We start from the raw sequence: 1,101 nt of genomic DNA on the forward strand, positions 1-1,101 counted from the left end.
TCGCCACCCCCGCCTCCGCCCGTGGTGCCGCACCCGACCGGCCCGACGGCACCCGCCGCGCAAGGCGTGAAAGCGGCGCAGGGCACGAACGCCGCGCAGGGCGTGAACGCCGCGCAGGGCGTGAACGCCGCACCGGGCGCAACCGCCCGGCGCGCAGTCCGATGGCCGCGCCCGTCTCCTTCCTGTGGACCCGGCGGATCCTGCTGACACTCCTGGCGGTCTTCGCCGCCACCCCGCTCTACGTGATGCTCAGCAGCTCTCTCAAACCGCTCCAGGACGTGACCGGCTCCTTCCGCTGGATCCCCGCCCACCTGACGATCCGCCCCTACCTGGACATCTGGGAGACGGTGCCGCTGGGCCGGTACTTCCTCAACTCCTTCCTCGTCTCCGCCGCCGCGACGCTGTGCTCGGTGGTCGTGGCGACCTTCGCCGCCTACGCGGTCAGCCGCTACCGCTTCCGCGGCAAGCGCGTCTTCACCGTGACGGTGCTCTCCACGCAGATGTTCCCCGGCATCCTCTTCCTGCTGCCGCTGTTCCTGCTGTTCGTCAACATCGGCAACGCCACCGGCATCGCCCTCTACGGCTCCCGCGGCGCACTGATCCTCACCTACATGACCTTCACCCTGCCGTTGTCCATCTGGATGCTGGCCGGCTACTTCGACTCCATCCCCCGCGACCTGGACGAAGCAGCCAAGGTGGACGGGTGCGGAGCGCTCGGCGCACTGTTCCGCGTCCTCGTACCCGCCGCCACCCCCGGCATCGTCGCCGTGGGCGTCTACGCGTTCATGACCGCCTGGGGCGAGGTGCTGTTCGCCTCGGTGATGACCAACGACGCCACCCGCACGCTCTCCATCGGCCTCCAGGGCTACTCCACGCAGACCGAGGTCTACTGGAACCAGGTCATGGCCGCCTCCCTGGTGGTGAGCGTGCCCCTCGTCGCCGGATTCCTGCTCCTCCAGCGCTACCTCGTCGCCGGCCTGACCGCCGGCTCCGTCAAGTGACCTCAGCCGCCGGGCCGGGGCGCCCCGACCCGCGCGACCCCGCTGTTCCCTGCGAAAGGATCTCCGTGTCCGAGACGCACCGCTGCGCACCGCCCGCCCC

1 protein-coding gene is annotated in these 1,101 nt (G+C 70.6%); it reads left to right on the plus strand.

What is annotated here, in order from left to right; all coding sequences use genetic code 11:
* Positions 1-161 precede the first annotated feature (161 nt).
* The gene (locus AB8Z75_RS34715; protein ID WP_369209089.1) at positions 162-1,001 is read left to right on the plus strand and encodes a carbohydrate ABC transporter permease; all 840 of its coding nucleotides are present in this window, start codon (positions 162-164) and stop codon (positions 999-1,001) included.
* The last annotated feature ends 100 nt before the right edge of the window (positions 1,002-1,101 follow it).

The organism is Streptomyces sp. PU-14G, assembly GCF_041028275.1.
Classification (GTDB): Bacteria; Actinomycetota; Actinomycetes; order Streptomycetales; family Streptomycetaceae; genus Streptomyces.